Raw genomic sequence first — 24,307 nt, 5'->3', positions numbered from 1 at the left:
CGACGTCCGGGCTTCCGGACGGCGGCTCACTCGGCGCTCGAAGGGCGAGAGTGCGGGCGGCCCCGTGTTGCGTGGGGGCGGAAGTTAGCCAAGGTCCGCCGAGGGGATCAAGGGCGTCGTGCGTCGGTCGCGAAACGACGGGGTTTTCGCGTGGCGTCCGGGTGACGGATCGGGGGCGCTTTCGCCCGCGGCGCCCAAGTCTCTGGAAACCTTGACATCTCGGCGCTGATCGGGGAGGTTGCCGCGCCATGAAGCGGACATATCAGCCGAAGAAGCAGCGCCGGAACCGCACGCACGGCTTCAGGAAGCGCATGAGCACGCCGGGCGGGCAGAACGTGATCAAGAGCCGTCGCGCGAAGGGCCGCAAGCGCCTCACGCCCAGCACGCCGAAGAAGTAGTACTGCAGGTGAAGCTGCCCAAGGCGGCGCGTCTGCGCCGCCGCCGCGAATTCCTCCTCGTCCAGCAGCGCGGTACGCGGCTCTACGCCGGAGACGTGCTCGTCCTTGCGCTCGACTCCCGTGGAACCCGGCCGCGCATCGGGATCACGGTGTCGTCCAAGATCGCGAACGCGGTCGAGCGCAACCGGGTGAAGCGCTGGGTGCGGGAGGAGTTCCGCGCGATGCAGGGCGATCTACCCGCGGTGAACCTCGTCGTGATCGCTCGCGCGGGCGTGCTCGCCGCGGGCAGGGCCGAGGTGCGCCGCGCGCTGGAGGCGGCGCGGGCGCGCCTCGAGCGCGGGGAGCGCGCGTGATCCGGCGAGCCCTCGTGTTCCTCGTGCGCGTCTACCAGCGGCTCGTCTCGCCGCTGCTCCCGCCCGCCTGTCGCTTCTACCCGAGCTGCTCCGCGTACGCGGCGACGGCCCTCGAGCGCCACGGCGCGCTCAAGGGGTCGGCGCTCGCCGCGCGTCGGCTCCTCAGGTGCCATCCCTTCCATCCCGGCGGCATCGATCCGGTGCCGGAGTCCGAGAGGTAACCTTGGGTCCCGAGAACCGTCGCGTCCTCCTCGCCACCGTCCTCTCCGTGGCGGTGCTCATCGTCTGGCAGTTCGTCTTCCCCTCCCCGAAGCCGAAGCCCCAGCCGCCGAAGCCGCCCGAGGCCGCGCAGCGCGCGGAGGCCCCGGCCGCCCCTGCCCCCGGTCAGCCGGCCGCCCAGGCGCCGGCGCCGGCCGTCCCGCAGGACGCGCCCGAGCAGCTCGTGAAGCTCGTCGGGGACGGGTTCGAGGCCACCCTCACGAGCCACGGCGGCGCCGTGAAGGAGATCGTCCTCCAGGGCGAGAAGTTCCGCCGCGACCGCGAGGGGAAGCCGGTCCAGATCGACCTCGTCCGCGTGGCGAAGGAGCAGCCCTACCCGCTCGCGGTGGTGGCGACGCCCGAGCTGGGCGGCGCGGAGGACGCGGGGAACGACGTCGCCGCGCGAGCCCCCATGCGGGTGGTGGCGCAGGATGCCCGCTCTGCCACTTTCGAGGGGCGGGCTGGCAAGGCCACCGTCCGCAAGACCTACCGTCTCACCGAGAAGGCCTACGAGCTCGCGCTCGACCTCGAGGTGCAGGCTCCGGCCACCCAGGGCGGCGGGATCGTCGTCCTCTACCCCGGCTACATGCCGCCCGACACGAAGAAGGGCGGGTTCTTCTCCGGCCCGCCCGTCGAGTTCGTCCGGCCCGTCTGCCGCGCGGGCGAGGAGACCGAGCGCTTCGACGTCGACGGGAAGGAGGCGCAGGAGAAGCTCCAGGGGACCGTGGCCTGGGCGGGCATGGACCAGGGATACTTCGTCTCCGCCGTCTTCCCCGCGCAGCCGGCCGGGACCTGCCTCTTCGCGAAGGGCCCGGTGCAGGGCAGCGGCCTCACGGCGCTGCGGCTCCCGCTCGACGGCGGCAGCGCGAAGTTCGGGTTCACCGTGTACTCGGGCCCCAAGGACCTCGATCACCTCCGCACCTACGGGCGGGAGTTCGAGAGCGCCATCGACTACGGGGCCATGGCGCGCCCCTTCGCCTTCTTCGCGCGCCTCCTGCTCTTCGTCATGCGCTGGCTGGAGCGGCTCGTGGCGAACTGGGGCCTCGCCATCATCCTCCTCACCGTCCTCGTGAAGGTGCTGCTCTACCCGCTCACCGCGAAGTCGATGCAGTCGATGAACGAGATGCGGAAGCTGCAGCCCGAGATCGAGAAGCTCAAGGCCAAGCACGGCAACGACCGCGAGAAGCTGAACCTCGCGACGATGCAGCTCTACCAGCAGCACAAGGTGAACCCGCTCGGCGGCTGCCTGCCGATGCTCATCCAGCTGCCGATCTGGTTCGCGCTCTACGCCACGCTGCAGACGTCGGTCGAGCTGTACCGGGAGCCGTTCCTGTGGATCCACGACCTCACGGTGAAGGACCCGCTCTACGTCCTGCCGATCGCGATGGGCGTCTCGCAGTACGTGATGCAGCGCTTCTCGCCGCAGCCGGCCGACAACGCCCAGGCCAAGATGATGCTGTACTTCATGCCGGGCTTCTTCACGCTGCTCATGCTCAGCGTGCCCGCGGGGCTCACGCTCTACATCTTCGTGAACAACCTGCTGTCCATCGCCCAGCAGCAGTTCATGATGCGGCGGATGCCGGCCGTGCCGGCGCCGGCCAAGGCCTCCAAGTAGCGCCGAGGAGAGCGCCATGGACGAGAAGGGAATCCCCGCTGCTGCGCCCCCCGCCCAGGCGCCGGAGAAGGTGGCGCGGGCGCGGGAGTTCTGCGCCGGCCTCCTCGAGCGGCTCGGCGCGGCGGTGGACGTCGAGGTGAAGGAGACGGCCGAGCAGATCGGCGTCGCCCTGAACCCGCGGGAGGGAAACCCGGTCGAGCTCTCCTCCGCGCTCGTCGAGGCGCTCCAGTACCTCGCGAACCGCGTGGTGAACCCGCGCGCCGAGGGGCGCAAGTGGGTGAACCTCGAGGTCGGCGGGTTCTACCAGGAGGGCGACCCGGCGCTGAAGGCGATGGCCGAGCGGCTCGCCGCCACGGCCATGCGCACCGGCAAGGTGCTGGCCGTGGCGCCCATCAGCGCGCGCGAGCGGCGGCAGATCCACCTCGCCCTGGTGAACCACGAGGGCGTGACGACGCACAGCGAGGGCGAGGGCATCTTCCGGCAGCTGCTCGTCGTCCCGGCCGCGCGCGGGGGCGAGCGCTAGTGGCGCGCCAGCGCACCAAGGCGGAGCGGCTCTTCTCCGCGGCGGTCGTGCGGCGCTCGTTCGAGCTGCAGGACCGCGACTACGCCGAGGGCTTCCGCTTCGTCTACGAGGGCGTGCTGCGCGATCTCGCGCTCGAGGCGGCCGAGGTGGACGCGTACCTCGCCGAGCACCGGAGCGAGGTCGAGGCCGCCATCGGCCGGCGCACCGCCGCGAAGAAGTAGGGCCGGCGATGGAACCGGCCTTCCACGCGGCGCTCTCCCGCGGCCTCGCCGCCCTCGCGCTCCCCGTCGCCCCCGAGGCGCTGCCCCGCCTCGAGCGGTTCGCCGATCGGCTCCTCGCCTGGAACCGGAAGGTGAACCTCACCACCATCACCGATCCCGCCGAGGTGGCCGAGAAGCACCTCGTGGACAGCCTGCTCCTGCTGCCGCTGCTGGACGAGGTGCGCACCCTGCTCGACCTCGGCTCCGGCGCCGGCCTCCCGGGCGTGCCGCTCGCCTGCGCCCGCCCGGCGCTCGAGGTGACCTGCTGCGACTCGGTGGCGAAGAAGGTCGCCTTCGTGAAGGCCGTGGCCGCCGAGCTCGACCTGCCCGTCCGCGCCTTCGCCGTCCGCGCCGAGGGCGACCCGGAGGGCGAGAAGCTCCCCCGCGCCGACGCCGTGGTCTCCCGCGCGCTCTCCGATCCCGAGCGCTGGGTCCCGCTGGGCGTCCGCTACCTCGCGCCGGGCGGGACGCTCTTCGCCATGCTCGGCCGCGAGGCGGACGAGGCGCGCCTGGCGGCGATCGGGGCGGCCTCCGGCCTCGCGCTCGTGGACGTCTCGCGCTTCGAGCTGCCCCTCTCCCGCTCGGCCCGCGCGATCGCGCGCTGGCGCGCGCGTTGACCGGCTCGGGGCGGGAGCGCGCCCCGTCCGCGGCGCCGGGCGCGGTACCTCCTCACGTCACGGCAGCGAGCGGACGATCTCGCCGAACTCGTCCTCGGTGAAGAGCCGGTGGGTCTCGGTGCGGACGAACCCCTTCTCCGCGATGGCGAGGACCATCCGCGCCATGGCCGCGTCGTCGGGGGCGTCCACGATGAACAGCGTGTCGTGCGCGCTCCCCATGATCCCGTAGAACGCGCGGACCTCTCCGCCCAGGCTGCGGACGGTCTCCTTCGCCGCGGCGACGCGCGCCGGGCAGTCCTTGATGTGCTGGACGCCCTGTGGAGTGAAGCCGAACAGCACCAGGTAGGAAGCCATCTCGAACTCCTCCCCTCGCGACCTCGCCGGTCTCGCGAGGAGGCTAGCGGCCTCGGGGGCGCGCGTTCGCGTCTGCTTGGGCACCCGAGAACGGGCGCCGCCGATCCGTGCCGTCCTTACGGACCGCTTCGTGGCTGGCGCCTCGAGCGGTGTTCCACGTGAAACACCTGGCGAACGAGCGCCGCTCCGTTGCCCCGGGGACGAGCCATGCCACCGTCACGTCCGCAGCGCGCCGCCCCATGTGCGGGACCTCGCGACCGCAGGCGGCCACTGGACGCGGTCGGCACCGATCGACCAACGGACCGCATGCAACGCGGTTGGCCGCCAAGGCGCCATCGCCCAGCCCCCCTCACGCCCGGGCGGCCCCGCGTTGCCAGCGGTGCCTGCGGACGGAACCCGTCCCGCGACGGAGACCCCGTCCATGGTGGCCGCCGAGGACGCGAGGTCCCGCGCCCGCGGCGCGCCACGGAACCGCCCCCCAGCCCATCTCGGGATCGAGGAGGTCCAAGGACAGGCTCCTCACCTGCGCTGCTCGACGTGCCATACAGGCACGCCAGCGCTGCTCGGTCGTCGTGGTTGAGGACCCGGGAAGCGCCCCTGCGATCGGGATGTTCCACGTGGAACACCTCGCCCGGCCGGACGCCTGGTCCTTGGCGGACCAGCGCCGATGTTCCACGTGGAACAGCCGGGCGGCAGCGAGCGCGAGGCGACGATGGGCGGGAAGCGGCGGCGGCGGGGCAAGGCTCGGGACGCGGCGTGTCAGATCGATCGGGCACAGTGCGCGCCTGCGCGGCCAGGGGGCCGCGCGAAACCGAGAGGTCTCGAGTTGCCGAACACGACGGACGGGGCTCGCACCCCGCGCACGGATGCTCAGGCCATGGGCCGGATCCTCACCATCGCGAACCAGAAGGGCGGCGTCGGCAAGACCACGACGGCCGTGAACCTCGCGGCCTCGCTCGCGGCCGCCGAGCGCCGAACGCTCCTCGTCGACGTCGATCCCCAGGGCAACGCCGGCAGCGCCCTCGGGATCCGGCGCGACGAGTCCGAGCACTCCATCTACGAGGTGCTCGTCGACGGCGTGCCCATGGCGAGCGCCGTGCGGAAGACGGAGCTCAAGTTCCTCGACCTCGTGCCCGCCTCGCGCCACCTCGTCGGCGCCGAGCTGGAGCTCGCCGAGCACGACGCCCGGGAGTCGCGCCTCAAGCGCGCCGTGGACCAGGTCGCCCGCGATTACGAGTACGTGGTCATCGACTGCCCGCCCTCGCTCGGGCTCCTCACGCTGAACGGGCTCGTCGCTGCGCAGGGCGTCGTCATCCCGCTGCAGTGCGAGTACTACGCGCTGGAAGGCCTCGCCGACGTGCTGAAGACGATCGAGCTCGTGCGCGCGAGCGCGAACCCCGGCCTCGCCGTGGACGGCATCGTCCTCACGATGTTCTCGCCCAACAACCTGTCGAACCAGGTGGCGGACGAGATCCGCCGCACCTTCGCGGAGCAGGTCTTCAAGACCGTCATCCCGCGCAACGTGCGGCTGTCGGAGGCGCCCAGCCACGGCAAGCCCATCCTGCTCTACGACGTGACCTCCAAGGGCTGCCAGAGCTACCTCGAGCTGGCGCGCGAGGTGGCGGGCCGCTTCGGCCAGCCGGGAGGTGTGGCGTGAGCCTCGCCGACAAGCGCCGGCCCGCCCTCGGGCGCGGCATGGCCGCCCTGCTCTCCAACGCGCCGCCGCCGCCGAGCGCTGCCGCGGCGCCCGCTTCGACCCCGGCCGTCTCCGGCCGCGGCCTGCTGTCGCTGCCGCTCGAGGCCATCGAGCGGAACCCCGAGCAGCCCCGGAAGCGCTTCGACGAGGCCAAGCTGGAGGAGCTCGCGGCGTCCATCCGCGAGCACGGCGTCGTCGAGCCGATCCTCGTCCGCAAGCAGGGCGCGAAGTACCGCATCGTGGCGGGCGAGCGCCGCTGGCGGGCGGCGCAGCGCGCCGAGCTGCGCGAGATCCCGGCCTTGGTGCGGGAGACCAGCGATCGCGAGGCGTTCGAGATCGCCCTCATCGAGAACCTGCAGCGGGCGGACCTGAACGCCATCGAGGAGGCCGAGGCGTACGAGGTGCTCGCGAGCGAGCACGCGCTCACGCAGGACGAGATCGCGAAGCGGGTGGGCAAGGAGCGCTCGACGGTGGCGAACGCGCTCCGCCTCCTCAAGCTGCCGGAGGAGGTGCGCGACGCGGTCCGCCAGGGTCAGCTCGACATGGGGCACGCCCGCGCGCTGCTCGGCGCCGCAGACGCCGAGGCGATGAGGCGGGCGGCCCAGAAGGTCATCCGCGAGGGGCTCTCCGTCCGGGCCACGGAGGCGCTCGTGCGCGCCCTCGGCCGCAAGGAAAGCGACCGGCCGGCGCCAGCTTCCGAGAGCCCGGCCGTCAAGGCGCTGAATCAGCGCCTTCAGCGCCGCCTGGGGGCCAGGTGTAAGGTCGTGCCCAAGTCTGCAGTCGCCGGCCGCCTGGAGGTTGAGTACACCTCTCTCGACGAGCTGGACGGAATACTCGCGAAGATTGGAGCGTAGTTCCCTGTACCGCCGCCCGAGGGGGCGGCAGCCCTGATGTCCGGGGTACAAGCAGAGCGAGGAAGGATGTCCTTCTGGACAAAGCTGCGGGAGGAGGCGACGTCGCCGGCGGTCGGCGCGGACGCACCCGGAGCGCCCACGCCCGCGAAGTCATCCAACGAGGAGCCGAGAAACATGGCCATGCTGAAGCGCGATGAGCTGTCGTCCGTCCCCACCCCCACCGGCGACCTGAACGCCCTGCTCGGCCGCGGTTCCGAGTTCGAGGGCAAGCTCACCTTCGAGGGGACCGTCCGCATCGACGGCAAGTTCACCGGGACGATCGTCACGAACGACGTGCTCGTGGTCGGCGAGGGCGCCAAGGTGAACGCGGAGATCACCTGCGGCACGATCATCGTGCACGGCGAGATCAACGGGAACGTCCGCGCCAAGAACGCGATCGAGCTGCACCACCCCGCCCGCATGCGCGGCAACGTCGAGGCCCCGTCCCTCATGATCGAGAAGGGCGTGATCTTCGAGGGTCAGTGCAAGATGGAGGGCGTGGAGAAGGGCGGCGCGAAGCCTGCCGGCGCGCCCGTCGCGGCCGTGAAGGCGTAGCGCCCGGAACGACGAGTCGTCTGGAAGTGAAAGAGCGGGTCCCGGCGGCGCCGGGCCCGCTCTTCACGCAGGCGCGCTCGAGGTCGCGCGCCGCGCCGTCCGCTACGCCCCGACCTTCACCTGGATCGCGCGCGGGCGCGCCTCGGCTCGCTTCGGCAGGTGGACGGTGAGCAGACCGTTCTTCGCGTCGGCGCGGATCTTCTCGGCGTCCACGGTGCCGGGCAGGGAGAACGACCGCGTGAACGTGCCGTAGGCCAGCTCGATGCGGTGGTAGTTGTCGCGCTTGTCCTCGTGCTCCAGCTTGCGCTCGCCCCTGAGGGTGAGGACCCCGTTCTCGAAGCGGATGTCTACATCCTTCGGGTCAACCCCCGCGAGGTCGAAGCGCAACGCGAGGCCCTCCTCGTCCTCAAAAATGTCGCAGGGCGGAGTCCAGCCGACCGACTCACCGGTGCGATAACCGCGGTCGTCGAACAGCCGGTTCATCTCGTCCTGGAACCGGGCCAGGTCACGGAAGGGCTCCCATCTCGTCGGCATCGCCATGATTTTCAACCTCCTTTTGGCAACGCGAACGTAAAGCGGGGTCCGGGGCTGTCAAACGCGCGGCCGCGGACCGCGTAACTCCAAGTACTCTCCGGGGAAACGTGCTTGACCGTCGCACCCACACCGTGCTACGGAGCGCGTCCCTTATGATCATGGGTTCCATTGCCCGCCGGTACGCCAAGGCGCTCTTCAGCTTGGCCGTGGAGAAGGGTCGAGTAGAGCCCTGGAGCGAGAGCCTCCAGTCCCTCAAGGAGGGTGTCGAGGGCTCGCCCGATCTCCGCGAGGTCCTGTCCAACCCGGTCTACTCGCGCGAGCAGCGGCGGGCGATCGTGGAGAAGCTCGCGGCCGCGCTCCGGCTCGAGAGCGAGCCCGCGAACCTGCTCTTCCTCCTCGGTGACCGCAACCGCCTCGGGTACCTGGGCGCCATCGTGGACACCTTCCGCGCCCTCGCGGACGAGCACCTCGGCCGGGTGCGCGCGAAGGTGACGAGCGCGGTCCCGCTCGACGGCTCCGCGGCGCAGGCCATCGCCGACCGGCTCTCGCAGGCCACCCAGGCGACCGTGCTCCTCGATCGCGAGGTCGACCCCGCCCTCCTCGGCGGCGTGGTCGCGCAGGTGGGGAGCCTCGTCTACGACGGCTCGCTCCGCACCCAGCTCGAGGATCTGCGGCGCCAGCTGAAGCAGTAGCGATCTTTAACTGTCAGTTCATCCTCCTCCGGAGAGCCTTTCGATGGAAATCCGCGCCGACGAGATCAGCCGCATCATCCGCGAGCAGATCAAGGACTACGGGAAGAAGGTCGACGTCGCCGAGACCGGCACCGTCCTCAGCCAGGCGGACGGCGTCGCCCGCATCTACGGCCTCGCGGGCGCGGCCGCCGGCGAGCTGCTCGAGTTCCCGCACGGCACCCGCGGCCTCGTGCTGAACCTCGAGGAGGACAACGTCGGCGCCGCCATCATGGGCGCCTTCGAGCACATCCGCGAGGGCGACCCGGTGAAGCGCACCGGGAAGATCGCCGAGGTGGCGGTGGGCGAGGAGCTCCTCGGCCGCGTGGTCGACGGCCTCGGCAGCCCCATCGACGGCCGCGGCCCGGTGAACGCGAAGCACACCCGCAAGATCGAGATCAAGGCCCCCGGGATCGTGCAGCGCAAGTCGGTGCACGAGCCGATGCAGACCGGCCTCAAGGCGATCGACGCCCTCGTCCCGATCGGCCGCGGCCAGCGCGAGCTCATCCTGGGCGACCGCCAGACCGGCAAGACCGCCGTGGCGATCGACACCATCCTCAACAACAAGGGGAACAACCTCTACTGCTTCTACGTCGCGGTCGGGCAGAAGCAGTCGACGGTGGCCCGCGTCGTCGAGATCCTCAAGCAGCACGGCGCGATGGAGTACACCACCGTCATCGCGGCGAACGCCTCCGACCCCGCCCCGATGCAGTACCTCGCGCCGTACACCGGCGTGACCATGGCGGAGTACTTCCGGGACACCGGCCGCCACGCGCTCATCATCTACGACGACCTCTCCAAGCAGGCCGTGGCGTACCGCCAGCTCTCGCTGCTCCTCCGCCGCCCGCCGGGCCGCGAGGCGTACCCGGGCGACGTGTTCTACCTCCACAGCCGCCTGCTCGAGCGCGCCGCGAAGCTCTCGGAGAAGGAGGGCGGCGGGTCGCTCACCGCGCTGCCCATCATCGAGACGCAGGCCGGCGACGTGTCGGCGTACATCCCGACGAACGTCATCTCCATCACCGACGGTCAGATCTTCCTGGAGTCGAACCTCTTCTATCAGGGGGTCCGCCCGGCCATCAACGTCGGCATCTCCGTCTCCCGCGTCGGCGGCTCCGCCCAGATCAAGGCGATGAAGCAGGTGGCCGGCTCGCTCAAGCTCGAGCTCGCGCAGTACCGCGAGCTCGCCGCCTTCGCGCAGTTCGGCTCCGACCTCGACAAGGCGACCCAGGAGACCCTCGCCCGCGGCGAGCGCCTCGTGGAGCTCCTGAAGCAGGGCCAGTACTCGCCGATGCCGGTGGAGAAGCAGGTCATCCAGATCTACGCCGCCACGCAGAAGGACGAGAACGGCCAGGGCTGGATCCGGCAGGTGCCGGTGGAGGAGGTCGGCCGCTACATGCGCGAGCTCGTGGAGTTCCTCGACGCGCGCCACCCGGGCGTCGCCAAGACCATCGCCGAGAAGAAGGCGCTCGACGACGGCATCCGCTCCCAGCTCGACGCGGCGCTGCGCGAGTTCCGCGGCGTGTTCCAGGTCGAGGGCCAGGCGTAAGCCCGGCCCCGAGGACGAGCGAACGTGCCCTCCCTGCGTGACATCCGGAACCGCATCGGCTCGGTGAAGTCGACGCGGCAGATCACGAAGGCGATGAAGATGGTCTCGGCGGCCAAGCTGCGCCGGGCCCAGGACGCCATCCTGAAGACCCGCCCGTACGCGCAGCTCCTCGAGCAGACGCTGGGCCGGATCGCGGCGCGCGCGGCGGCGGACGAGGTGGTGGCCCACCCGCTCCTCGCCCCCCGCGCGCAGCGCACCGCCGAGGTGGTGGTCATCACCAGCGACCGCGGCCTCGCCGGCGGCTTCAACGCCAACATCGCCCGGCGCACCCAGCGCTTCCTCGTGGAGAACGCCGACCGGTACGAGCGCGTCCAGCTCGCCACCATCGGGCGCAAGGGCCGCGACTACTTCCGCGCCCGCCGGCTGGAGATCCGCAAGGACTTCACCGGCGTCCACGCGAACCTCGCGTACGAGAAGGCGGAGGCGATCGCCGCCGAGTACACGGAGCGCTACCTCTCCGGCGAGGTGGACGCGGTGTTCCTCGCGTACAACGAGTTCAAGAGCGCCATCTCCCAGAAGCCGGTGGTGTTCCAGCTGCTGCCCATCGAGACCCCGCCCGACGCCGGGGACGGGGCCTCCATCGACTTCAAGTACGAGCCGTCGCGCGAGGCGTTGCTCCGCGATCTGCTCCCCCGCCACGTCGCGATGCAGGTGTGGCGCGCGCTGCTCGAGTCCGCCGCGAGCGAGCACGGCGCGCGCATGAGCGCGATGGAGAGCGCGACCAAGAACGCCGAGGAGATGATCGCCTCGCTCACCCTCCAGTACAACCGCGCGCGCCAGGCCTACGTCACGAAGGAGCTGATGGAGATCGTGAGCGGCGCCGAGGCGCTGAAGTAAGTCTCGAAAGGAAGACATGGCCACCCCGAACGCTCAGAGCGGCAAGATCACCCAGGTCATCGGACCGGTCGTGGACGTCGAGTTCCCGCCCGGCGCGCTGCCCGACATCTACACCGCGCTCTCCGTGACGAACCCGGCGATCGACGCTCGCGCCGACAACCTGGTCATCGAGGTCTCGCAGCACCTCGGCGAGAACACCGCCCGCTGCATCGCGATGGACTCGACCGACGGCCTCGTGCGCGGCATGGTCGTGAGGGACACGGGCGCCCCCATCTCCGTGCCGGTGGGCAAGGAGGTGCTCGGCCGCATCCTCAACGTCGTCGGCGATCCGGTGGACGAGCGCGGCCCGGTGGCGTCGGTCCGCAAGTTCCCCATCCACCGTCCGGCGCCGACCCTCGTCGATCAGAACGTCAAGATCGAGGCGTTCGAGACGGGCATCAAGGTCATCGACCTGCTCGCCCCCTACCTCCGCGGCGGCAAGATCGGCCTGTTCGGCGGCGCCGGCGTGGGCAAGACCGTGCTCCTCATGGAGCTCGTGAACAACGTCGCGAAGAAGCGCGGCGGGTTCTCGGTGTTCGCCGGCGTGGGCGAGCGCACCCGCGAGGGGAACGACCTCTACCACGAGATGATCGAGTCGGGCGTCATCAACAAGGACGACCTCTCGAAGAGCCAGTGCGTGCTCGTGTACGGCCAGATGAACGAGCCGCCCGGCGCGCGCGCCCGCGTCGCGCTCTCGGCGCTCGCCATCGCCGAGTACTTCCGCGACGAAGAGAAGCGCGACATGCTCCTCTTCATCGACAACATCTTCCGCTTCACGCAGGCGGGCTCCGAGGTGTCCGCCCTCCTCGGCCGCATCCCCTCCGCCGTCGGCTACCAGCCCACGCTCTCCACCGAGATGGGCGAGCTGCAGGAGCGGATCACCTCCACGAAGAACGGCGCCATCACCTCGGTGCAGGCCATCTACGTCCCCGCCGACGACCTCACCGACCCGGCCCCGGCGACCGCCTTCGCGCACCTCGACGCGACGACGGTGCTGAGCCGCAAGCTGACCGAGATCGGCATCTACCCGGCCGTCGACCCGCTCGACTCCACCTCCCGCATCCTCGACCCGCTCGTGGTCGGCGCGGAGCACTACCAGGTGGCCCGCGAGGTCCAGGAGACGCTGCAGCGCTACAAGGACCTGCAGGACATCATCGCCATCCTCGGCATGGACGAGCTCTCCGAGGACGACAAGCTCACCGTGGCGCGCGCCCGCAAGGTCCAGCGCTTCCTCTCCCAGCCCTTCCACGTCGCCGAGCAGTTCACCGGCAACCCGGGCAAGTACGTCGAGCTCGCCGACACGATCCGCGGCTTCAAGGAGATCGTGGAGGGCAAGCACGACGACCTCCCGGAGCAGGCCTTCTACATGGTGGGCGGCATCGAGGAGGCGGTCGAGAAGGCGAAGAAGCTGGCCGCGGGGTAGTCCTTCGACAGGCTCAGGACGGTCGGACCAATGGCTTTGACCCTGGACATAGTGACCCCGGAGCGGCGCGTCCTCTCCGTCACCGTCGACGAGGTCCGCGCGCCCGGGGCCGCGGGCGGCTTCGGCATCCGCGTGAACCACGAGCCGTTCATGACGGCGCTCGAGCCGGGCCGCCTCACGTACGTCGAGGGCGGCCGCGAGCACCACTACGCCATCGGCGGGGGCTTCCTGCAGGTGGCCGAGAACCGGGTGATCGTGCTCGCCGACACCGCCGAGGCGGCGGGCGACATCGACGTGGAGCGGGCGAAGCGCGCCTTCCAGGACGCGCAGGACCGGCTCCTCCGCATGACCGAGCAGGACGAGCACCACCCCGCGGAGTCGGCGCGGGTGAAGCGCGCCGCGGCGCGCATCTCGGTCGCCGGGCGGTAGTTCCCCGGTCCAGGCGGTTTCTCCGGCGGGGAGGCGCACTGCGCGCCTCCCCGCCGCTCGTTTTCCGCCCCTGGGGCGCCCCCCGAGCGCACGGAACGTGAAGCCCGCCGCGCGCGCCGCCGCCTCCGCCGCCAGCCCGCCGGGCGAGGCCGCCGGCCGGCCGCCGGGCCCCGCCTCGGGACGGCCAAAGGCATTGAATCTCCGAGGGAAACCGGCTAATAACCACCCTCCTCCCACGCCGCGCGCGCGCTCGAGCCTCCTCGCGCGCCTGCGGCCCTGGAAAGAGCGCCGATGGCCGAAGAGAACCTCCCCCCGAGCCCGCCCGCCGCGCCCGCGCCACCGCCGCCTCCCGGCGACGGGCACCGCGCCCAGGTCGCCATCGAAGACGAGATGCGCAAGTCGTATCTCGACTACTCGATGTCGGTCATCATCGGGCGCGCGCTGCCGGACGTGCGCGACGGCCTGAAGCCGGTGCACCGCCGGGTGCTGTACGCGATGCACACGGAGGGGCTGCACCACAACAAGCGTTACTCCAAGTGCGCCGGCGTGGTGGGCGAGGTGCTGAAGAAGTACCACCCGCACGGCGACGCCTCGGTCTACGACGCGCTCGTGCGCCTCGCGCAGGACTGGAACCTGCGCTACCCGCTCATCGACGGCCAGGGCAACTTCGGCTCGGTCGACGGCGATCCCGCCGCGGCCTACCGCTACACCGAGTCCCGCCTCGAGCGGCTCGCCGACTTCCTCCTCGCCGACATCGACAAGGAGACCGTCGACTGGGGCCCGAACTTCGACGACTCCACCGTCGAGCCGCTGGTCCTGCCCACCCGCTTCCCGAACCTGCTCGTCAACGGCTCGGCCGGCATCGCCGTGGGGATGGCGACGAACATCCCGCCCCACAACATGGGCGAGGTGCTCGACGCGGTGGAGCACCTCATCGAGAACCCCAAGGTCACGATCCCCGAGCTGATGCGCTTCATCCCCGGTCCGGACTTCCCGACCGCGGGCATCATCCAGGGGCGCGACGGGATCCGCGCCGCCTACGAGAAGGGGCGCGGCACGATCCAGGTGCGCGCGCGCGCCTCCATCGAGGTCCACCCCAAGACCGAGCGCGAGTCGATCGTCGTCACCGAGATCCCGTACCAGGTGAACAAGGCGAAGCTCGTCGAGCACATCGCCGATCTGGTGCGGGAGAAGCGGCTCGAGGGGATCAGCGATCTGCGCGACGAGTCCTCGCGCGAGGGCATGCGCGTCGTCATCGAGCTGAAGCGGGACGCGGTGGCGCAGGTGGTGCTGAACAACCTGTACGCGCACACGCAGATGCAGACCGGCTTCGGGGTGACGCTGCTCGCCATCGACGGCGGGCAGCCGCGCATCCTGAACCTGAAGGAGCTGCTCGAGCGCTTCGTCGCCCACCGGCGCGACGTCGTCACCCGCCGCACGCGCTTCGAGCTGCGCAAGGCGCGCGAGCGGGAGCACATCCTGCTCGGGCTGCAGATCGCCCTCGATCACCTCGACGAGATCATCGAGCTCATCCGCAAGGCGCCGGATCGGGACGCCGCGCGCGACGGGCTCATCACGCGCTTCGCCCTCTCGGAGCTGCAGGCCAAGGCCATCCTGGAGATGCAGCTCCAGCGCCTCACCGGCCTCGAGCGCCAGAAGATCCTGGACGAGCTGGCGGAGGTGCAGAAGATCATCCTCCGGCTGAAGGAGATCCTGGCCTCCGAGAAGGTCCTCATGGAGGTGATCGCCGGGGAGCTGCGGGAGGTGAAGCAGCTCTTCGCCGACGAGCGGCGCACGGAGATCCTGGGCGAGGCGACCGACTACTCCACCGAGGACCTCATCGCCGAGGAGGAGATGGTCGTCACCGTCTCCCACGCCGGCTACGTGAAGCGGAACCCGGTGTCGCTCTACCGCGCGCAGCGCCGCGGCGGGCGCGGCAAGACCGGCGCGGCGACGCGGGACGAGGACTTCCTCGAGTCGATCTTCGTCGCCTCGACCCACAGCTACCTGCTCGTCTTCTCCGACAAGGGGAAGGTCTACTGGCTCAAGGTCCACGAGATCCCGCCCGCCGGCCGGGCCGCGCGCGGCAAGCCCATCGTGAACCTCGTCCAGCTCTCGCAGGGCGAGAAGGTGGCGGCGATCCTGCCGGTGCGCCGCCTGCCCGAGCCCGCCGGCATCGTCGAGGAGGCCGAGGCCGCCGCTGGCGCGGAGGGCGCCGAGCCCGTCGAGCCGGCCGCTCCCGGCGAGGGCGGGCAGTACGTCTTCATGGCCACCCGCCGCGGCCTCATCAAGAAGACCCGGCTCGAGCAGTTCTCCCGGCCGCGCGCGGCCGGCATCATCGCGCTCGGGATCGAGGAGGCCGACGAGCTCATCGCCGCGCGCCTCATCGACGGCAAGAGCCACGTGCTCCTCTCCACCGCGCAGGGGATGGCCATCCGCTTCGAGGAGTCGGACGTCCGCGCGATGGGGCGCACCGCCTACGGCGTGAAGGGCATCACGCTCGAGCCGGGCGACGCGGTGGTGTCGGCGGAGACCATCCCCGCCGCGCCGCCGCAGGGCGAGCCCGCGCCCACCATCCTCACGGTCACCCGCAACGGCTACGGCAAGCGCACGGAGCTCGCCGAGTACCGGGTCCAGAGCCGCGGGGGGAAGGGCATCATCACCATCAAGACCACCGAGCGGAACGGGCCGGTGGTGGCGGCGGCGCTGGTGTCCGACGTCGAGGAGGTGATGCTCATCACCAACGGCGGCATGCTCATCCGCATGCCGGCGAAGGGCATCAGCGTCATCGGGCGGAACACCCAGGGCGTCCGGCTCATCACCCTCGAGTCGAAGGAGGAGGAGGTGGTGGGCGTGGCGCGCGTCGCCGAGACCACGCCGGAGGCGGAGGCCGCCGAGGCGGCCGCAGGGGTGGAGCCGGCGGAGGGCGAGGAGCCTGGAGGCGGGGAGCCGGAGGCGGAGGCGTGAGCCGTCGGCCGACCGCGCTCGCGGCCGCCGCGGCGCTCGCGCTCGCGCTCGCCTGCTCCTCGCCGGCGAGCCGGCTCGAGGAGGCCAACGGCCGGCGCCACGCGGGCGACGCGAAGGGCGCGCTCGCCGGCTACAAGGGCGTGCTGGCGGAGCTGGGCGACGCGCCGCTGCCGGCGGACGAGGCGGCGGTGCGCTGGAAGGCGCTCAAGTTCGCGGGCGACGTCTCGTACCTCGAGCTGGGCGACTACACCGGCGCGATCTCGTACTACCGGCGCATCGTGGCGCTCTACCCCGGCGGCAAGGAGGCGCGCGAGGCGCGCGTCCAGATCGGCGACATCTACCGGGAGCGCTTCCGCGACCCGCTCGCCGCCATCGCGCAGTACGCGGACGTCGCCGCCTCGGACGCGCCCGAGGCCCCGCGCTACCAGCTCGAGGTGGCGCGCGCCTACCTCGAGCTCGGCAACTGGTCGCAGGCCCGCACCGAGGCGCGCATCCTGCGGGAGAAGTGGCCGGATCACGCGCTCGCCGACGAGGCGCAGCTCCTCGCCGCCCAGGCGTGGTCGCTCGAGAAGCGCGACGACTCGGCGCTGTCCGCGTTCCAGGCGCTCATCGATCGCAGGCCGCGCCCGGAGCTGGTGGCGCGCGCCCTCGAGGGCCAGGCCCTGATCCACGCGCAGGCGGGCCGCTTCGACCGCGCCCTCGAGCTGTACGCCCAGGCGCTCCCCATCCACCCGAACCCCGACGCGATCCGGACCAACATCGAGGCGGTCACGGGGCGTCGCGCGCGGGCGAGGCCGGCGACGCTGCCCGGCGATCGCGCCGCCGCCTTCCGCTAGAGGACTCTCAGGAGAGGCCATGAAGACCGAGCTGTCGGAGAAGCTGTTCGCCAAGGCGCAGACCCTGTTCCCGGGCGGCGTGAACTCGCCCGTGCGCGCGTTCCGCGGGGTCGGCGGGACGCCCCGCTTCATCGCCCGCGGCAAGGGCAGCCACCTGTTCGACGTGGACGGCAACGACTACGTCGACTACGTGCTCTCCTGGGGCCCGATGATCGTCGGGCACGCCCACCCCGAGGTGATGCGCGAGGTGCAGGACGCCATGAAGGAGGGGGCCTCCTTCGGCGCGCCGTCGCCGCGCGAGATCACCCTCGCCGAGCTGGTGCGCGAGCGGATGCCCTGGATCGAGAAGATGCGCTTCTGCTCCTCGGGCACCGAGGCGACCACCGCCGCCATCCGCGTCGCGCGCGGGTTCACGAGTCGTGACGACATCCTCAAGTTCGAGGGCTGCTACCACGGGGCGGGGGATCCGCTCCTCGTGAAGGCCGGCTCCGGGGTGGAGACGCTGGGCCTGCCCGACTCGCCGGGGGTCCCGGCAGATCTCGCCAAGCACACCCTCACGCTCCCCTACAACGACCTCGCCGCGGTGGAGCGGCTCTTCGCCGAGCGCGGCGGGAGCATCGCCTGCGTCATCATCGAGCCGGTGGTGGGCAACATGGGCGTGCTCGTCCCCAAGGACGGCTACCTCCAGGGGCTGCTCGCGCTGTGCCGCAAGCACGGCGCGCTCTTCATCGTGGACGAGGTGATGACCGGCTTCCGCGTCTCCTCCGGCGGCGCGTGCGGGCTCTTCGGCGTGCGGCCCGACCTCGTCACCTTCGGCAAGGTCATCGGCGGCGGGCTGCCGGTGGGGGCCTTCGGCGGGCGCGCCGACGTGATGGACAGGGTCGCGCCGGCGGGCCCCATCTACCAGGCGGGAACGCTCTCCGGGAACCCGATGGCCATGGCCGCCGGGCACGCCACGCTTCGGCTCATGACCGGCGCGGCCTACGAGAAGCTGGAGCGCCTCTCGGCGAAGCTCGCCGACGGGCTCCGCGAGCGCGCGGCGGCGGCGAAGGTGCCGGTGCAGGTGAACCGGGTCGGCTCGATGCTCACCGTGTTCTTCGCCGAGCAGCCCGTGTTCGACGCGGCGAGCGCGCGCGCCGCGTCCACGAAGCGCTTCGGCGCCTTCTTCCACCGCATGCTGGAGGGCGGGGCCTACCTGCCGCCCTCGCAGTTCGAGGCGGCCTTCCTCTCGACCGCGCACTCCGAGGGCGACGTGGAGCAGACGCTGCACGCCAGCGAGGCCGCCTTCGCCGAGGCCGCGAAGGTCTAGCGGATGGGGCCAGGCTGGGCGGAGCGCTTCGCGCCGTTCGAGGGCGTCGCCTACCTCGACGCCGCGAGCCAGGGTCCCATCCCGCTCGCGGCGTCGCGCGCCGGCCGGGAGGCCCTCGCGCTGAAGGAGCGTCCCTGGCGCATCGGCACGCCGACCTACGTGTCGGCGGTGGCCGAGGTGCGCGCGCTGGCGGCCCGCCTCCTGGGCGCCCGGGAGGAGTCGGTCGCGCTCGTCACCGGCGCGGGCCAGGTGGTGAACGTGGTCGCCCGCGGGCTCGAGCTGGGCGAGGGGGACGAGATCGTCCTCGCGCGCCACGAGTTCCCCTCGAACGAGCTGCCCTGGCGCTGGCTCGCCCGCCGCGGCGTCGCCGTGCGCGTCGTGGAGCCGGACCACCCGACCGGCGCGGTGTCGGCCGAGCGGCTCGCCGAGGCGGTGGGGCCGCGCACGCGCGTGGTCGCGTTCGCCCACGTGTCCTACCTGCACGGCGGCCGCATCGAGCCGGGCCCGGTGGTCGAGGCGGCGCGGCGCTTCGGCGCCGTCACGGTGGTGGACGGGAGCCAGGCCGCGGGCGCGCTGCCGTTCGACTTCGGCGGCTCCGGCGTCGACGTCTACGCCGCCTCCGCCTACAAGTTCCTGCTCGGCCCGTACGGCTGCGGGCTCGGGTTGTTCTCGCCGCAGGTGCTGGACCGGCTGGCGGTGGGTGACGTGAACTGGTGGTCCGTGCGGGGAGCGGAGGACTTCAACCACCTCCCCGAGCACATCGAGCTCTTCCCCGGCGCCCAGCGCTACGACGCGCACGAGACCGCCGCCTTCTTCAACCTGCTCCCCCTCGCCGAGTCGCTGCGCCTGCTCCTCGAGGCGACGCCCGCGGTGGTCCAGGCGCACGCCCGCGCGCTCGGCGATCGCCTCCTCGAGCGGCTGCCGGCGGGCTTCTCCCCGGCGAGCCCGCTCGAGCCGGGGGCGCGCAGCCACCTCCTGTGCCTCCGGGCCCAGACGGCGGCCGCCACCCAGGCGGCCTTCGAGCGCCTCCGCGCGGCGAAGGTCTGGGTCGCCCTCCGCGGCGATCGGATCCGAGTGTCGCCGCACCTTTACAGCGGCCTGGAGGACGTCGAACGGCTCGTCGCCGCGCTGGCGCCGGGGGGCCGGGGCGGGGGCGGTCCCGTGGGGGTGTGAGGTCCATTGACGTACCTGGGCGCGCCTGCTATACGGGCGTGCCCTTCGCCACGCGGAAGAGCCCGGAATGCCCGGCGATTCCCCGTTTCGAAGGGCCGGCGCGGAGGCTTCTTGGCGGGTCCCGGCGATCGCGAGTCGAGCGAGGACAAGGGCCTCTCCAGCCTCGCTCAGGGATACCGCAAGGCGGCGCCGTACATGGGCGCCTCCACCACCCTGGTCGCGGCGGTGGGGGTCTTCACCGCCGTCGGCATCTGGGTCGACCGGAAGGTGGGCACCGAGGTGCCCTGGTTCACCATCCTCGGCGCGGTGCTCGGGATGGCGGGCGGGTTCATCAGCTTCTTCAAGCAGGTGCTGGGGTCGTCGAGGAAGAGGAACGGATCGTGAAGTACCAGCTCACCACCGCGGCCATCGCCGTCGCCTTCGTGCTCGGCGCCCTCGCCACCGGCTCGCACCGGCGCGGGGCGCTGCTCGGCGCCGCGATCTCGGGGGTCACCGCGCTCGGCTCGATCCTGGCGATGAGCCGCTTCGCCCGCGGCGGGCGCCGGCCGGTCCAGGCGGCCCTGGCGGTGATGACGGTCACCTTCCTCGTCCGCATCCTCCTCGTCGCGCTCGGCGTGTACTTCGTGGTCAGCGCCGGCGAGAGCGTCGTCGCGTTCGTCGCCGCCTTCTTCGCCTCCTACTTCGCCTTCGTCGCCGTGGAAGGCGCGTTCGTTCACACCCTCAGCCGCGGAACGGGACCGACCGCATGACCGCCGCCAGCCTCGTCACCCTCGCCCTCTCGCTGTCCCTCGCGCAGGCCGCTGGTCACGCCGGCGAGCACGGCGCCCCCGCGCCCGAGGTCGCCACCCCGGCCGAGGGGCACGGCGCGCGCGACGCGGCCGGGGCCGCCACCGACCCGCACGGCGCGGCCGCCGAGCACGGCGCCGCCGCGCACGAGGACCCGGCGCAGCACGGCGCGGCGGGCGCGGAGGCCGGCCACGACGAGAGCCTCGGCGCGGTGATGATGCACCACGTGGCCGACGGCTACGTGCTGGAGCTCCCCGGCTTCTGCGGCGGCCTCTCGTGGGCCTGCCACGTCGACCTGCGCGACGTCTTCGGCACCGAGCACGTCAGCGAGATCGACGCCCACGGCCACGCGGTGGAGCGGAACGTGAGCGGCCCGCTCGTCTTCGGCAAGGTCGACATGACCCCCACGAAGCACGTGGTGATGATGTGGATCGCCTCGGCGATCCTCCTCCTCGTCGTGTTCGCGGCGGTCCGCAAGAAGAGCCTCGTCCCGCGCGGCCTCTACAACTTCATCGAGATGCTCGTGCAGTTCGTGCGCAACGAGATCGCGGTGAAGAACATCGGCGAGAAGGACGCGGACCGCTTCGTGCCGTACCTCGTCTCCGCCTTCTTCTTCATCCTCTTCCTGAACCTCTTCGGCCTCGTGCCCTTCGCCGCCACCGCCACCGCGAACATCTCGGTGACGGTGATGATGGCGGTGTTCACCTTCCTCATCACCCAGTACGCGCAGATCAGGGCGGTGGGGGTGGGCGGGTACTTCGCGCACATGACGGGCGGCGTGCCGAAGTCGCTCTGGCCGCTGTGGTTCATCATGATCCCGGTCGAGTTCCTCGGCCTGTTCACGAAGCCCTTCGCCCTCACCGTCCGTCTCTTCGCCAACATGGTGGCGGGCCACTTCGTCATCCTGGCCCTGCTCGGCCTCATCTTCGCGCTGAACTCGCAGTGGATCGCGATCGCCTCCGTCCCGATGGCGCTCTCCATCTACATGCTCGAGCTCTTCGTGGCCTTCGTGCAGGCCTACATCTTCACCATGCTCTCCTCGCTGTTCATCGGCTCCGTCGTGGCGCACCACGGCCACGAGGACGAGCACGAGGAGCACGGGCACGGCGCGGCCGCCACGGGCGGGGCGCACGGCTCTCACGGTTCTCACGTGGCGGGGGCGTCCCCCGGCCATGGGTAGTCGAGCGCAGCACGCGCCACGGTGAAACGGCGGCCCGGTAAGCCCGCCACACGCTCCACCTGGAGAAGGAAGATGGAAGGCATGACCTCTACCGCTCTCGCGTTCCTCTCGGCCGGCATCGGCGCCGGCCTCGCCGTCCTCGGCGCCGGCCTCGGCATCGGCAAGCTCGCCGCCGCCGCCATGGAGGGCTCGGCCCGCCAGCCCACCGTCGCCGGCGACATCCGCACCTCGATGATCATCGCCGCCGCCCTCATCGAGGGCGCGACGCTCTTCGCGATCGTCGTGACCCTCCTCCTCGCCATCAAGGCGTAGCAGCTCCGCGGAACGCGGAGCCCCAACGTCGAAAGGGAGCTCGAGATGGTCTCCTTCCCCGTCCTCGCCGCCGGCGGAATCACCGACATCAACCCCGGCCTCACCCTCTGGACCGGCATCACGTTCCTCGTGCTGCTCTTCGTCCTCGGGAAGTTCGCCTGGGGCCCGATCGTCAAGATGCTCGCCGAGCGGGAGCGCACCATCCGCGAGGCGATCGACTCCGCGAAGCGGGAGCGCACGGAGGCGGAGCGGCTCCTCGCCGAGCAGAAGGCCCTGCTCGGCAAGGCGGCGCGTGAGGCCGCCGAGCTCGCGCGGCGCAACCAGCAGGAGGTGGAGGCGATGCGGCAGGAGCTGACCGCCCGCGCCCGCAAGGAGGCGGACGATCTCGTCGCCACCGCCCGCAAGCAGATCGAGGAGGAGAAGACGAAGGCGATGTCGGAGCTCCGCGCGGTCGTCGCGGACCTCGCCATCGACGCGGCCTCCCGCCTCGTGAAGGCGAACCTCGACGACGCCTCGCAGCGCAAGCTCGTCGAGGACTACATCGCGCAGCTCCCGGCGAACCGCGCCGCCTAGCGCGGCCGGACCGGTCTTGCGCTCCGGCGGGCCCCGCGTCCGCCGGAGCGTTTCCATTTTCCGCGGGCTAGAAACACAGGGCGCATGGGTCTCTCGATCGGCATCGTCGGCCTCCCCAACGTGGGGAAGTCCACCCTCTTCAACGCGCTGCTCGGCGCCGCCCAGGCCGCCGCGGCCAACTACCCGTTCTGCACCATCGAGCCGAACGTGGGGGTGGTCCCGGTCCCCGACCGCCGGCTCGAGCGGCTGGCCGCCCTCTTCAAGCCGAAGAAGACCACCCCCACCACCCTCGAGTTCGTGGACATCGCCGGCCTCGTCGCCGGCGCCTCCAAGGGCGAGGGGCTCGGCAACCAGTTCCTCGGCAACATCCGCCAGGTGGACGCCATCGCCCACGTGCTGCGCTGCTTCGAGGACCCCGACGTCGTGCACGTGGCCGGCAAGGTCGATCCGCGCGGCGACAAGGACGTCGTCGAGACCGAGCTCATGCTGAAGGACCTCGACTCGGTCGAGAAGCGCCGCGAGCGGGCCATGAAGAACGCGAAGGCGCCGGGGAAGCCGGGCGAGCTCGCCAAGGCGGAGCTCGCCGCCCTCGACCGGGCCAAGGCCGGGCTCGAGGCGGGCACGCCGGTCCGCGCGCAGAAGCTCTCCGACGACGATCGCGCCCTGCTCGCGGATCTGTTCCTCCTCACCTCGAAGCCGGTGCTGTACATCGCCAACGTGCACGAGTCGCAGCTCGGCAAGGAGGCCAGCGACCCGAGCATCCAGGCGGTGAAGGCGATGGCCGAGGCGGAGGGCGCCGGCATGGTCGAGATCTCCGGCAAGGTGGAGTCCGAGCTCGCCGCCCTCGCGGCGGAGGAGCGCGCCGAGTACCTCGCCTCGCTCGGGCTCGAGGAGCCGGGCCTCGACCGGCTGGTCCACGCCGGCTACCGGCTGCTCGGGCTCATCACCTACTTCACCGCCGGCGAGGACGAGTGCCGCGCCTGGACCGTGAAGCAGGGGGCCCACGCGCCGCAGGCGGCGGGCGTCATCCACTCCGACTTCGAGAAGGGCTTCATCAAGGCGGAGGTGATCCGCATCGAGGACCTCCTCGAGCTGAAGACCGAGGCCGCCTGCCGCGAGAAGGGCAAGCTGCGCATCGAGGGCAAGGAGTACGTCGTCCAGGACGGCGACGTGATGCACTTCAGGTTCAATGTGTAGCTGCGCTCAAAACACGATCGCGAGGCCGCCCGGCGCGGGGGAGACCGCGACGAGGCTCGTCGACCGTCCTGCCCGCCGGTGCACGAGCCAGGGGACCGCGAAGCCGATGGCGCTCCCGGCCGCCGCCCCGGCGAGCACGTCCGTGGCCCAGTGCGCGTCGCTCGCGACGCGCAGGTAGCCGACGCCACCGGCGAGCCCGAGGCCGACGAGCCACACCCAGGGCGCCGCCGGGCGGCGGCGCAGCGTCGAGACGGTCGCCGCGGCGACGGCGAGCGAGAACGCCCGCGAGGTGTGGGCGGAGTAGAAGCTGCGCCCGGTCGTCGCGTCGTCGGTCGGGCGCGGCCGGGCGAACAGCCCCTTCGCGACGGCGTTCACGTGCGCGGCGACGATCGCCGCCTCGCCCACGACGAGCGCGTCCTCGAGGAGGCGGATGGGGGCGCGCTCGTGGAGCGCGGCGACGGCGGAGAGGGTGACGGCGCCCGCAGGGAACACCGCGTAAGCGAGCGCGTCGGAGGCGCGGCGGGCGCCCCCCGCGGCGCCCGGCGCCGGCAGCCGGAGCATCGCGCGGACGTCGCGATCCAGCGCGCCCGCCCCGCAGATGAGGCAGCTCCCGGGAGGCGCGACGGGATCGGCGCCCCCGAGGGCGGCCGCTCCCGCGAGCACCGCGGCGCTCGCCACGAGGTCCACGCGCAGGTCGTCCGCCGCCTGGGCCGTGACCGCGCCCGGGGCCGCGAGGAAGGCGGCGACGAGGGAGGCTCGGGCGAGGGCGCGGGTCATCGGGCGGTGCCCGGGCGCTGCACGACCCGGACAGGCGCCACGCTCGCACGCCCGCCGAGTGGGCGGTCAACCGGCCGCC

General features: G+C 71.8%; 28 protein-coding genes. 25 read left to right on the top strand and 3 right to left on the bottom strand.

The genetic code is table 11. The features are described 5' to 3' along the window. Positions 1-248 precede the first annotated feature (248 nt). The 7 genes from rpmH to rsmG are packed head-to-tail and all read left to right on the top strand — an operon-like array spanning position 249 to position 4,024. The gene (gene rpmH, locus ANAE109_RS23125) at positions 249-398 is read left to right on the top strand and encodes a 50S ribosomal protein L34 (protein ID WP_041448656.1); all 150 of its coding nucleotides are present in this window, start codon (positions 249-251) and stop codon (positions 396-398) included. A gap of 8 nt (positions 399-406) precedes the next feature. Further along, the gene (gene rnpA, locus ANAE109_RS23120; protein ID WP_041448655.1) at positions 407-751 is read left to right on the top strand and encodes a ribonuclease P protein component; all 345 of its coding nucleotides are present in this window, start codon (positions 407-409) and stop codon (positions 749-751) included. Next, positions 748-972 (top strand): membrane protein insertion efficiency factor YidD, encoded by a 225-nt coding sequence (gene yidD / locus ANAE109_RS23115; protein ID WP_012099335.1) that lies wholly within the window; start codon positions 748-750, stop codon positions 970-972. The genes rnpA and yidD overlap by 4 nt, the downstream gene beginning before the upstream one ends. A 2-nt stretch (positions 973-974) precedes the next feature. Next, positions 975-2,624, top strand: a complete 1,650-nt coding sequence (gene yidC, locus ANAE109_RS23110; protein ID WP_012099334.1) for a membrane protein insertase YidC — start codon at positions 975-977, stop codon at positions 2,622-2,624. A 16-nt stretch (positions 2,625-2,640) separates the two neighbouring features. Beyond that, positions 2,641-3,147: a R3H domain-containing nucleic acid-binding protein gene (locus tag ANAE109_RS23105; protein ID WP_012099333.1), complete on the top strand. Its 507-nt coding sequence runs from the start codon at positions 2,641-2,643 to the stop codon at positions 3,145-3,147. Further along, positions 3,147-3,368, top strand: a complete 222-nt coding sequence (locus ANAE109_RS23100) for a hypothetical protein (protein ID WP_041448654.1) — start codon at positions 3,147-3,149, stop codon at positions 3,366-3,368. Before ANAE109_RS23105 ends, ANAE109_RS23100 begins: the two co-directional genes overlap by 1 nt. Positions 3,369-3,376: 8 nt before the next feature. Beyond that, the gene (gene rsmG / locus ANAE109_RS23095) at positions 3,377-4,024 is read left to right on the top strand and encodes a 16S rRNA (guanine(527)-N(7))-methyltransferase RsmG (protein WP_012099332.1); all 648 of its coding nucleotides are present in this window, start codon (positions 3,377-3,379) and stop codon (positions 4,022-4,024) included. A gap of 57 nt (positions 4,025-4,081) precedes the next feature. Here rsmG and ANAE109_RS23090 read toward each other — a convergent pair whose 3' ends face one another. After that, positions 4,082-4,378 (bottom strand): GYD domain-containing protein, encoded by a 297-nt coding sequence (locus ANAE109_RS23090; RefSeq protein WP_012099331.1) that lies wholly within the window; start codon positions 4,376-4,378, stop codon positions 4,082-4,084. Between the two features lie 877 nt (positions 4,379-5,255). On the opposite strand from ANAE109_RS23090, the gene ANAE109_RS23085 reads away from it, so the two are divergent. The 3 genes from ANAE109_RS23085 to ANAE109_RS23075 all read left to right on the top strand — a co-directional run bounded on the left by ANAE109_RS23085 (position 5,256) and on the right by ANAE109_RS23075 (position 7,522). Further along, positions 5,256-6,035 (top strand): ParA family protein, encoded by a 780-nt coding sequence (locus tag ANAE109_RS23085; protein WP_041448653.1) that lies wholly within the window; start codon positions 5,256-5,258, stop codon positions 6,033-6,035. Next, positions 6,032-6,928, top strand: coding sequence for a ParB/RepB/Spo0J family partition protein (locus tag ANAE109_RS23080; RefSeq protein WP_012099329.1), 897 nt, complete (start codon positions 6,032-6,034; stop codon positions 6,926-6,928). Before ANAE109_RS23085 ends, ANAE109_RS23080 begins: the two co-directional genes overlap by 4 nt. A gap of 174 nt (positions 6,929-7,102) precedes the next feature. Further along, positions 7,103-7,522: a polymer-forming cytoskeletal protein gene (locus ANAE109_RS23075; protein WP_041449599.1), complete on the top strand. Its 420-nt coding sequence runs from the start codon at positions 7,103-7,105 to the stop codon at positions 7,520-7,522. A 102-nt stretch (positions 7,523-7,624) separates the two neighbouring features. On the opposite strand, the gene ANAE109_RS23070 is transcribed toward ANAE109_RS23075, so the two are convergent. Next, positions 7,625-8,056: an Hsp20/alpha crystallin family protein gene (locus ANAE109_RS23070; protein ID WP_234945213.1), complete on the bottom strand. Its 432-nt coding sequence runs from the start codon at positions 8,054-8,056 to the stop codon at positions 7,625-7,627. 152 nt (positions 8,057-8,208) lie between these two features. Here ANAE109_RS23070 and atpH point away from each other — a divergent pair, with 152 nt between their 5' ends. The 15 genes from atpH to ychF all read left to right on the top strand — a co-directional run bounded on the left by atpH (position 8,209) and on the right by ychF (position 23,451). Further along, on the top strand, positions 8,209-8,748 hold the full coding sequence (gene atpH, locus ANAE109_RS23065; protein ID WP_012099326.1) for an ATP synthase F1 subunit delta: 540 nt from the start codon (positions 8,209-8,211) through the stop codon (positions 8,746-8,748). Between the two features lie 43 nt (positions 8,749-8,791). Continuing rightward, positions 8,792-10,330, top strand: a complete 1,539-nt coding sequence (gene atpA / locus ANAE109_RS23060) for a F0F1 ATP synthase subunit alpha (protein ID WP_012099325.1) — start codon at positions 8,792-8,794, stop codon at positions 10,328-10,330. A 24-nt stretch (positions 10,331-10,354) separates the two neighbouring features. Next, a complete protein-coding gene (gene atpG, locus ANAE109_RS23055; protein WP_012099324.1) occupies positions 10,355-11,227 on the top strand; it encodes an ATP synthase F1 subunit gamma in 873 nt (290 codons plus the stop codon). Between the two features lie 16 nt (positions 11,228-11,243). Beyond that, the gene (gene atpD / locus ANAE109_RS23050; protein WP_012099323.1) at positions 11,244-12,689 is read left to right on the top strand and encodes a F0F1 ATP synthase subunit beta; all 1,446 of its coding nucleotides are present in this window, start codon (positions 11,244-11,246) and stop codon (positions 12,687-12,689) included. 30 nt (positions 12,690-12,719) lie between these two features. Then, positions 12,720-13,118, top strand: coding sequence for a F0F1 ATP synthase subunit epsilon (locus tag ANAE109_RS23045; RefSeq protein WP_012099322.1), 399 nt, complete (start codon positions 12,720-12,722; stop codon positions 13,116-13,118). 291 nt (positions 13,119-13,409) lie between these two features. Continuing rightward, positions 13,410-16,085, top strand: a complete 2,676-nt coding sequence (gyrA, locus tag ANAE109_RS23040; RefSeq protein ID WP_012099321.1) for a DNA gyrase subunit A — start codon at positions 13,410-13,412, stop codon at positions 16,083-16,085. After that, the gene (locus ANAE109_RS23035) at positions 16,082-16,921 is read left to right on the top strand and encodes a lipopolysaccharide assembly protein LapB (RefSeq protein WP_012099320.1); all 840 of its coding nucleotides are present in this window, start codon (positions 16,082-16,084) and stop codon (positions 16,919-16,921) included. The genes gyrA and ANAE109_RS23035 overlap by 4 nt, the downstream gene beginning before the upstream one ends. A gap of 19 nt (positions 16,922-16,940) precedes the next feature. Beyond that, positions 16,941-18,230, top strand: coding sequence for a glutamate-1-semialdehyde 2,1-aminomutase (gene hemL, locus ANAE109_RS23030; protein WP_012099319.1), 1,290 nt, complete (start codon positions 16,941-16,943; stop codon positions 18,228-18,230). A gap of 3 nt (positions 18,231-18,233) precedes the next feature. Continuing rightward, positions 18,234-19,403, top strand: coding sequence for an aminotransferase class V-fold PLP-dependent enzyme (locus ANAE109_RS23025; protein ID WP_012099318.1), 1,170 nt, complete (start codon positions 18,234-18,236; stop codon positions 19,401-19,403). Between the two features lie 111 nt (positions 19,404-19,514). Further along, on the top strand, positions 19,515-19,787 hold the full coding sequence (locus ANAE109_RS23020) for an AtpZ/AtpI family protein (RefSeq protein WP_041448652.1): 273 nt from the start codon (positions 19,515-19,517) through the stop codon (positions 19,785-19,787). Continuing rightward, positions 19,784-20,152: a hypothetical protein gene (locus tag ANAE109_RS23015; protein WP_012099316.1), complete on the top strand. Its 369-nt coding sequence runs from the start codon at positions 19,784-19,786 to the stop codon at positions 20,150-20,152. Before ANAE109_RS23020 ends, ANAE109_RS23015 begins: the two co-directional genes overlap by 4 nt. Further along, positions 20,149-21,369: a F0F1 ATP synthase subunit A gene (locus ANAE109_RS23010; protein ID WP_012099315.1), complete on the top strand. Its 1,221-nt coding sequence runs from the start codon at positions 20,149-20,151 to the stop codon at positions 21,367-21,369. Before ANAE109_RS23015 ends, ANAE109_RS23010 begins: the two co-directional genes overlap by 4 nt. A gap of 81 nt (positions 21,370-21,450) precedes the next feature. Then, the gene (atpE, locus tag ANAE109_RS23005; RefSeq protein WP_041449597.1) at positions 21,451-21,681 is read left to right on the top strand and encodes an ATP synthase F0 subunit C; all 231 of its coding nucleotides are present in this window, start codon (positions 21,451-21,453) and stop codon (positions 21,679-21,681) included. A 45-nt stretch (positions 21,682-21,726) separates the two neighbouring features. Continuing rightward, positions 21,727-22,254 (top strand): F0F1 ATP synthase subunit B, encoded by a 528-nt coding sequence (gene atpF, locus ANAE109_RS23000; RefSeq protein ID WP_012099313.1) that lies wholly within the window; start codon positions 21,727-21,729, stop codon positions 22,252-22,254. An 84-nt stretch (positions 22,255-22,338) separates the two neighbouring features. Then, positions 22,339-23,451 (top strand): redox-regulated ATPase YchF, encoded by a 1,113-nt coding sequence (gene ychF / locus ANAE109_RS22995; RefSeq protein WP_012099312.1) that lies wholly within the window; start codon positions 22,339-22,341, stop codon positions 23,449-23,451. A 6-nt stretch (positions 23,452-23,457) separates the two neighbouring features. Here ychF and ANAE109_RS22990 read toward each other — a convergent pair whose 3' ends face one another. Then, positions 23,458-24,228: a phosphatase PAP2 family protein gene (locus tag ANAE109_RS22990; protein WP_012099311.1), complete on the bottom strand. Its 771-nt coding sequence runs from the start codon at positions 24,226-24,228 to the stop codon at positions 23,458-23,460. Between the last annotated feature and the right edge of the window lie 79 nt (positions 24,229-24,307).

This window comes from Anaeromyxobacter sp. Fw109-5, from assembly GCF_000017505.1.
GTDB lineage: Bacteria > Myxococcota > Myxococcia > Myxococcales > Anaeromyxobacteraceae > Anaeromyxobacter.
Note: the sequence above shows the minus strand (reverse complement) of the source record. Positions and strands in the feature narration are given on the sequence as shown.

Coding starts and splice junctions, on each gene's coding strand:
- rpmH (WP_041448656.1), top strand. CDS start 249: ATGAAGCGGACATATCAGCCGAAGAAGCAGCGCCGGAACCGCACGCAC.
- ANAE109_RS23105 (WP_012099333.1), top strand. CDS start 2,641: ATGGACGAGAAGGGAATCCCCGCTGCTGCGCCCCCCGCCCAGGCGCCG.
- rsmG (WP_012099332.1), top strand. CDS start 3,377: ATGGAACCGGCCTTCCACGCGGCGCTCTCCCGCGGCCTCGCCGCCCTC.
- ANAE109_RS23090 (WP_012099331.1), bottom strand. CDS start 4,378: ATGGCTTCCTACCTGGTGCTGTTCGGCTTCACTCCACAGGGCGTCCAG.
- ANAE109_RS23085 (WP_041448653.1), top strand. CDS start 5,256: ATGGGCCGGATCCTCACCATCGCGAACCAGAAGGGCGGCGTCGGCAAG.
- ANAE109_RS23075 (WP_041449599.1), top strand. CDS start 7,103: ATGGCCATGCTGAAGCGCGATGAGCTGTCGTCCGTCCCCACCCCCACC.
- ANAE109_RS23070 (WP_234945213.1), bottom strand. CDS start 8,056: ATGCCGACGAGATGGGAGCCCTTCCGTGACCTGGCCCGGTTCCAGGAC.
- atpH (WP_012099326.1), top strand. CDS start 8,209: ATGATCATGGGTTCCATTGCCCGCCGGTACGCCAAGGCGCTCTTCAGC.
- atpA (WP_012099325.1), top strand. CDS start 8,792: ATGGAAATCCGCGCCGACGAGATCAGCCGCATCATCCGCGAGCAGATC.
- atpD (WP_012099323.1), top strand. CDS start 11,244: ATGGCCACCCCGAACGCTCAGAGCGGCAAGATCACCCAGGTCATCGGA.
- ANAE109_RS23045 (WP_012099322.1), top strand. CDS start 12,720: ATGGCTTTGACCCTGGACATAGTGACCCCGGAGCGGCGCGTCCTCTCC.
- gyrA (WP_012099321.1), top strand. CDS start 13,410: ATGGCCGAAGAGAACCTCCCCCCGAGCCCGCCCGCCGCGCCCGCGCCA.
- hemL (WP_012099319.1), top strand. CDS start 16,941: ATGAAGACCGAGCTGTCGGAGAAGCTGTTCGCCAAGGCGCAGACCCTG.
- ANAE109_RS23025 (WP_012099318.1), top strand. CDS start 18,234: ATGGGGCCAGGCTGGGCGGAGCGCTTCGCGCCGTTCGAGGGCGTCGCC.
- ANAE109_RS23010 (WP_012099315.1), top strand. CDS start 20,149: ATGACCGCCGCCAGCCTCGTCACCCTCGCCCTCTCGCTGTCCCTCGCG.
- atpE (WP_041449597.1), top strand. CDS start 21,451: ATGACCTCTACCGCTCTCGCGTTCCTCTCGGCCGGCATCGGCGCCGGC.
- atpF (WP_012099313.1), top strand. CDS start 21,727: ATGGTCTCCTTCCCCGTCCTCGCCGCCGGCGGAATCACCGACATCAAC.
- ychF (WP_012099312.1), top strand. CDS start 22,339: ATGGGTCTCTCGATCGGCATCGTCGGCCTCCCCAACGTGGGGAAGTCC.
- ANAE109_RS22990 (WP_012099311.1), bottom strand. CDS start 24,228: ATGACCCGCGCCCTCGCCCGAGCCTCCCTCGTCGCCGCCTTCCTCGCG.